A 7,226-nucleotide genomic window follows, 5' to 3' on the forward strand; every position below is an offset into this window, starting at 1 on the left:
ATGTTTATTATACAATAAAATGAAAAGCAGAGTTACTTTCTTATTCATCTAAAGGGCTCAATTCTTAAATAACACAGGAGAAAACAATCAAACATTTTTATAAAAACTATCAATATTAAACCCACTCATTTTGACTAATCTTTTTTCAAAATGAGTGGGCTTCTTCTATTTATAAAAAAACGTTTGTAGCTTACTTTTCATCTTTATTCATGAGCTACACCAGAAGCTTATCTTAGATAAAAAAACAGTGGAACTCTTTACTTTTATTGAAATGATGGTAGTACAAAACTCCGGTTTTTCATAACTAAAAAGGAATATTTTTTACAGTAATTCTTTGTATACTCTGATTCCGTTCTTTTTATTTACACTGTCTACTTGACGGGGAGTAGTTCAAACTGTATTACTTGCAATAATTAAATGTTTTGCAATTTGTGCGATCCTTAATCCTCGTTTTTTTAATTGCTGAATCTTAATATATAACACTAGCTTCTCCTCCATTGATACAGCGTTTATAAGATTTGGCGAATTTAGGCAAAAAGTGTTCATTCGATTCAAGCAGTTTCTGTTGATTCTATTTTAGCTGTTACATTCATCTTCTTTTTCATATACATTGAGTAAAAGTATACTTACGATATACTGATTATCTTGAATCCATTGATTATAAATTCCACCATGCACTTCCACAATTCTTTTCACATTTTTAATTCCTATTCCCTCGAATCGTCTATTCTTTCGAGTTTGAAGCTCCGCAGTATCAAATACATTTGAAATTTCTATAAGTAGGTTATTATCAAATTGTTTGATAAGAAGTGAAATCTCTTTTTCTTTAGAATTAGATAAACGTAAGACTGCGTTTATAGAATTATCTATTAAATTTCCTAGCACAACTGCAAAAATATCAGTATCTAATTTAATCTTTTCAGGAAAGAAAGATTTAACGTTTAAAGTTATTCCATTGCTTTCAGCAATAGATATTTTTTCATTCAGAAGATAATTTAGCACATAGTTATTTGTAAAAAAATAATCAATGTGTTCGATTTTCTGTATCGAATTTTGAAGATATTTTTCAGCTCCAGCAGTATCTCCCTGACTTAACATACCCATTAGAACTACATATTGATTTTTTAAGTCATGCTTCATTGAATATAGTTTAGATTGTGAATCCTTTAGTTGTTTGAAAAATTTCAATTCTGATTCAAATACTTTTTTTTGCGTTTTAGTTTTTTCAAGCTTTTCATAATAATTTCCGAGGGTTATATAAAGATATAGTATGCATAAATTCATATAAATAATACAAGTAGCAATCAATATAAAAATAAAATTAGGTTGATTAATAATATGAATTTCAGATACTACAGCAGTACTTAACACAAATATCGATATCATTGGTATAGAAATTAGTGCCATTAGGAGAAAAACATTTATAGGTCTCTTTAATTTACGCTTTTGAAGAAAGATAATTTTAAGAACAGCTACAGCCATTAGTTTTAAAATTATAGCCATACCTCCCCCTCCAGCCATAAAGAGAAAATTTGAATCATAACTTTCTAATCGTGATATCACTTTCGTAATAAAAAACGAAACGGAATCACAGATTAAAAACATAAATAATAAATAAATTACCCAAAAGAACTCTTTTCTCAAATCTATCTGAGTCCTCTTTGCGATAACTGAAAACAATAAAGCAGTGAAGATGATATTGATAAGTATATAAGGAAAATTGTTAAAGTTGAATAATGTAACGATAGTGTCATTCATTATATTAAGTCTCTTAACTTCATCAAAATTTGTTTTCTGGCACTATCTATAAATTTACGACTTATTGGTATTTCAACAGTTTGCTTATCATTTAAATTGGCGGTAATTGTATTATTGCTAATTTGTTTTACATATCTAACATTAACAATAAACGAGTTGTGGACCTGCACAAAATTATCATTAACTTTTGATAAAAGGGCTTTTGTTTGAAGAATCGTTTCATATATATCAGAGGGTGTGTGAATAAGTACTTTCCTTTTATTTTTTTCAAAGTAAATAATTTCACTAAAAGAAAGACTGTAAAAAACTTTGTTAAATGTAAACATAAATTTTGAATCATCTAAATCTAAATATTTAATAGCGCGATTCAAGGTAGGATATAGTTTGTCTTTTGTTACTGGTTTTAAAATGTAATCAAAAGTGTTAACCTTAAAAGCCTTTTCCATATATTCTTTGAAATTTGTAATAAAGATAATTGGACAATTATAATTACTCTTTCTAATGGTCTCGGCAATCACTATTCCCGATAGATTTGGAAACTCAAAATCTAAAACAAACAAATCATATGTATTTTCTTTAAGTAATTCAATTAAACGAAATGGATTGTAGAATATATCAATATCAAATAACGAGGAGTCATATTCTAACATTAAATCTTCGATAGCTTTTGCAATAACTGGAACATCATCACAAATAGCAACTTTTATTACCATCGTTTCACTCCTAAATTCTTACTATATTTGTCCTAGACAGAAACCTGAGACATTCTGAAAATGCGTGTTATTTTTATAGTTTACCACCATTCAGGAAGAATTTGTAAATTAGTTTAAATACTTAGCCACTTCTCCCATTCTACAACCATCTTCCATAACCAGTTAAATTAGACATTATTATTATTAGAAAAGATCCTATTCTCTATATCCAATCATTAGACTAGAATAGAAATAATGTCAAAAATTACATATAACTTGCAGTTTGTTACACAAAAGAAAAATAGTTTAAAAATAGATTATTATTAAAACAAATATGATGTTAAGTTCCTATTTGTTTAATTTAGAAACTGAAATTCTGTTAATCAATACTAATTTATTTCAAAGGAGATATATATATTGAAGAATACTACAAACAATATTGTTATATCACAATTATGTAAGCGACATGGAGAAAAAGATATTTTAAAAGATGTGTCATTTGAAGCAAAACAAGGGAGAATCACAGCTTTTCTTGGACCAAATGGTGCAGGAAAAAGCTCAACACTTCGTATTTTGTTAGGACTTGATCGTTCAACAGGAACGGCAACTTTTGGTGGAAGTAACTATGTAACATTTAATACTCCATTGAAAGTGGTAGGAGCAGCATTTGACGGTATAGGTGGTACTCCTTCTAGAAGGGTAAAAACCCATCTGAAAATCATAGCACAAAGCAACAACATTTCTTTCCGTCGTGTGTCCGAAGTATTGAAAATAGTCGGTTTATCAGAAAAAAGCAAAGCTAGGCTGGGAACTTTATCATTGGGTGAAGGACAACGTCTTGGACTTGCAGTAGCTCTTTTGGGAGACCCTCAATATATTGTTCTTGATGAACCAACCAATGGACTTGATCCAACAGGAATTCGCTGGTTTAGAAAATTTATTCGTCAGCAATCAGACATGGGAAAGACTATTTTATTGTCATCACATCTTCTTTCTGAAGTGGAAGCTGTGGCAGACAATGTAGTTATTATTAATCATGGAAAAGTTATAGCAACTGGTGAACTTCAGGATGTTATGAAAAATCTAGAATCATTGGAAGATGTGTTCTTTTCTCTTACAGAAGAAGGTGAAGCAAAAGATGAAGACTTTTTCTAGAACCATACGATTTGAACTGATAAAGATTTGTTCAAGTAGAGTGTGGTGGGTAATTTGTGCTTTAGTTGTCGTTATTCAACCATTACTTGCACTTATCTCAGCAAAAAGCTTCGCTGAGATGGGTTTAGACGCGACACCAGAAACTCACCCGGAATTAGCGGTAGCCTTACCTCCTTTGGATTATTTGGGATTTGATGCAGTGCTTTTTGGGTTATTACCGATGGTTGTCTTTGGAGGAATTTTAGGGGCAAGTGAATATAAACATCATATATTACGTACAACTTTACTATGTCAAAGTAGTCGTATTAAGGTTTTCTGTGCGAAAGTACTTGCACTTTTAATATGTAGTACATTAATATCATTTTTGACAATTTTTGCCACAATTTCTATTACGCATTTTGGTTTGGGGGAACTAGGTTTACATCCATTTTATTTAAGTACAATAGCTTGGCAGTTTATTGGCTTTTCAGTGCTAGATTGGATTTTACTAACAATACTTTCTTTCGGGATTGGAATGCTCTTTAGAAATGCTATAGTACCTTTAGTATTTTTAGTTCCTCAGGTTTACAATCTTGGGAATTATTTAGCGCAAAAATGGGGATGGGGGGAGTATCTTCCTGTGGCAGCAGGTAATCTTCTCATTGCAATACCAACAGACCCTATTGAACATGATCCATTAAAAGGCAGTATAGTACTGCTGATATGGGTGATATTAACTTTAATCACATCTTATTATGCTTTTATTCGTAATGATGTAGGAGGGAAATATTGATGTACGCTGCGTTGCGTAGTGAGAAAACTAAATTTTTTTCTTTTGGTTGGTGTACTTTAGGTGTAATCGGAGCTATTATCATTCCCTTACTCTTCTTATTAACATCCGATACACCAAAGATAGGGAGAGAGGAGGAGATACTTTCTCTTTGCTTGCAAGCCCTCTATTTAGGTCAACTAGGAATTATTGTTGCCAGTGCAGGTTATTTAGGACAAGAATATTCGCACACTGCTCTAAGAACAACACTTCTCACACAACCATCAAGATTAAAATTATTGTGTGCGAAATTTGTGAATATTACCATAATTATAGTATTTATAGGAATAGTTTCAAGTGTACTTAGTTTACTTGTTCTTTTTTTTCAACATGATATGGAATGGACAGGTACTTTAATGATACGGTTTTTTGGAAGTATTTCTCTTGGCATACTTAGTTGGATTCAATTAGCTTGGATTACCTCTGCCTTATCTATTATGACAAAATCGCTTATAGCACCTATCGCTATCATGTTCCCGCTTATTTTGGGACTTAGCCAAATGTTGTTTGCAATTTCTCAGTTGGCAAAATTTTTACCTACTCTTGCTACATTGAATCTTTTTTCAATACCAGCTTTAAATACCTTATTGGATAAATGGTCTGGGCTAGCGGTTCAATTTTCTTGGGTAGTATTATTTTTAATTATTTCTTCTTGGTTGTTTTCATATCGTAATGTTCGATAATTTGGTATAGACATGATTCTATTAATAAAGTGCAATTATACTGAAGATTTTGTTGCAAATTCTTCAGTATAATTACGTAATTTGTTTTAATGTAAAGATCTTTTTTTGGATTACTAGAGGGCTTTCAAATGGTTATAGAACAGTTGAAATTGTAGTGGACCACAGCCCTGAGTATGGAAAGATGAGGGTATATTTTAAGCTTAAACAACAAATGGAGGCACATGCAATATTATGTCAATAAGGCTTGGTATAAAAATTTACATAAATCAATCCCGCTCCAAATTGTTGTTTTCTAATGGAAAAGTCACACCTGAATATTGATGATGATAAGTTAATAATTAAAAGTAATCTTATTTATCGTTTTCTAATTGGAGGAAATAACATAGTTTTATCTCAGAAACAAGTCACTAGCGTCGCATTAAAATAGTTTAACGTAGTAGATGAAACTGAATTTTCTGTAACTATATTTAGATCAATCGCATGGATAAGTTTACACGAAAAACATCAGAACCTACTTTAACTTCAATCGTATTAAAGATAAAACGTGAAAGAGGTGGGCATACTTGAGTGCCACATTCAAAGAAAAAAATAATGATGTCAATATAATTATAGGCTTTCTAGTCCTTTTTTACTTAGCTTGGACCATAAAAGAATTATGGTTATTAGAATACATATATTCATTCGGTGAAATAATATCCCCTCTATTAGAGGCATTGGTTAAGAGTCTCATTTGGATTGTTCCAGTGTGGATTTATATAAAAATCCATTTACATTCAGATCCAATCAGCTATCTAAAAATGAATGTTAATGTGAAGGAAGGTGTATTTTGGGGAATTCTTCTTTCGCTACTGTTAGGAGCCGGTTTAATTTTAGAAGCATTCCTCTTTAATGGTGTTTATTTTCATTTTTCATTGTCTTTTGATGACTATCTAAATACTGTTCTAATGGCGGGGCTTGCTGAAGAGATTGTATTTAGAGGATTAATTTTACAAGAGTTCAATAAAAAATTAGCTTTTTGGAAGGCGAATATAATGACGGCTTTATTATTTTTAGTCATACATTATCCAATTTGGATATACAATGATGTCATTTTTCAATTTGGTTCTCATATTTACGTTTTTCTTATTGGCTTACTATTTGGATTTGTTTTTAAAAAGACGGGCTCATTATGGACTGTCATCTTACTACATGCATTTCATAATTATATTCTTAGCATCATTTAATCAAAAGGATTTATTATTAAGAGGAATTATTTAATTAAAGGGCGCGGTTATTTAGGAACGAAAAGGTGGATATTTATGCAACGAAAAGAAATTATGGAAAAACATTATAATGACTTTTCTATAACTCCGAATTTTTATTATCAATGGAATATAGGTATACATCTTGAGTTAGGAAATGTGGATAGGCTACGCTAAGTTAGACAGTTCTTATAAGGGCTAGTACACTAAAATTACTACCCTAAGGAGCGTGTCAAAAATGAGAAGAGAACGTAAAACGTATACCCCTGAATTTAAGCTACAAATAGTGCAGCTTTATGAAAATGGGAAGTCCCGTGCGGATATTGCCAGAGAATATGATATTACACCTTCTGCATTAGATCGGTGGATTAAAAATCATCAAGAAACGGGTTCATTTTCAGCGAAAGAAAACCGTACAGAAGAAGAAAAAGAATTATTGCGTCTACGTAAAGAAAATCAACGCTTGAAGATGGAGAACGATATTTTAAAGCAAGCAGCGCTGATCATGGGACGAAAATAGATGTGATTCGTAAGAACGCTCACAAATATTCGGTATCAGCAATGTGCGACGTCCTGCAAATTCCAAGAAGTTCATACTATTATCAAGTGAAGAAAAGCGAAGACGACGAAAGACAAGCTGAAGAGGCTGATTTATAGGAGCGCATTTACGTTATTTTCAAACAAAGTCGTCATAACTATGGGACACGTAAGATCAAGAAAGAACTAGAGAAGCAAGAGAAAGTCGTTTCAAGACGTCGCATTAGTCGTATCATGAAACAGCTCGTTCTTGTCTCTAACTATACAGAGGCCTATTTTAAACCACAGAAAAAGCGTAGCAACGAAGCACAAATAGCCAATGTTTTAAATCGTGAATTCCAACAAGAAAAAG

At 31.5% G+C, this 7,226-nt stretch carries 6 protein-coding genes and 1 pseudogene; 5 read left to right on the plus strand and 2 right to left on the minus strand.

Annotation, left to right across the window (positions count from 1 at the left end; genetic code table 11):
* Positions 1–576: 576 nt before the first annotated feature.
* The gene (locus tag JFL43_RS19935) at positions 577–1,503 is read right to left on the minus strand and encodes a sensor histidine kinase (RefSeq protein ID WP_234447912.1); all 927 of its coding nucleotides are present in this window, start codon (positions 1,501–1,503) and stop codon (positions 577–579) included.
* A 254-nt stretch (positions 1,504–1,757) separates the two neighbouring features.
* Complete coding sequence (locus JFL43_RS19940) at positions 1,758–2,471, minus strand: LytR/AlgR family response regulator transcription factor (protein ID WP_200750369.1); 714 nt, start codon at positions 2,469–2,471, stop codon at positions 1,758–1,760.
* Positions 2,472–2,867: 396 nt separating this feature from the next.
* Between JFL43_RS19940 and JFL43_RS19945 the strand changes: the two genes are divergently transcribed.
* The 5 genes and pseudogenes from JFL43_RS19945 to JFL43_RS22820 all read left to right on the plus strand — a co-directional run.
* Positions 2,868–3,605 (plus strand): ABC transporter ATP-binding protein, encoded by a 738-nt coding sequence (locus tag JFL43_RS19945; protein ID WP_200750370.1) that lies wholly within the window; start codon positions 2,868–2,870, stop codon positions 3,603–3,605.
* Positions 3,589–4,377 (plus strand): ABC transporter permease, encoded by a 789-nt coding sequence (locus tag JFL43_RS19950; RefSeq protein WP_200750371.1) that lies wholly within the window; start codon positions 3,589–3,591, stop codon positions 4,375–4,377. Before JFL43_RS19945 ends, JFL43_RS19950 begins: the two co-directional genes overlap by 17 nt.
* Positions 4,377–5,096: an ABC transporter permease gene (locus JFL43_RS19955; RefSeq protein ID WP_200750372.1), complete on the plus strand. Its 720-nt coding sequence runs from the start codon at positions 4,377–4,379 to the stop codon at positions 5,094–5,096. The genes JFL43_RS19950 and JFL43_RS19955 overlap by 1 nt, the downstream gene beginning before the upstream one ends.
* A 563-nt stretch (positions 5,097–5,659) precedes the next feature.
* Complete coding sequence (locus JFL43_RS19960; RefSeq protein WP_200750373.1) at positions 5,660–6,319, plus strand: CPBP family intramembrane glutamic endopeptidase; 660 nt, start codon at positions 5,660–5,662, stop codon at positions 6,317–6,319.
* Positions 6,320–6,575: 256 nt separating this feature from the next.
* Positions 6,576–7,226 (plus strand): annotated as a pseudogene (locus JFL43_RS22820) (transposase); the annotation flags it as partial.

Source organism: Viridibacillus soli (assembly GCF_016612995.1).
Classification (GTDB): domain Bacteria; phylum Bacillota; class Bacilli; order Bacillales_A; family Planococcaceae; genus Viridibacillus; species Viridibacillus soli.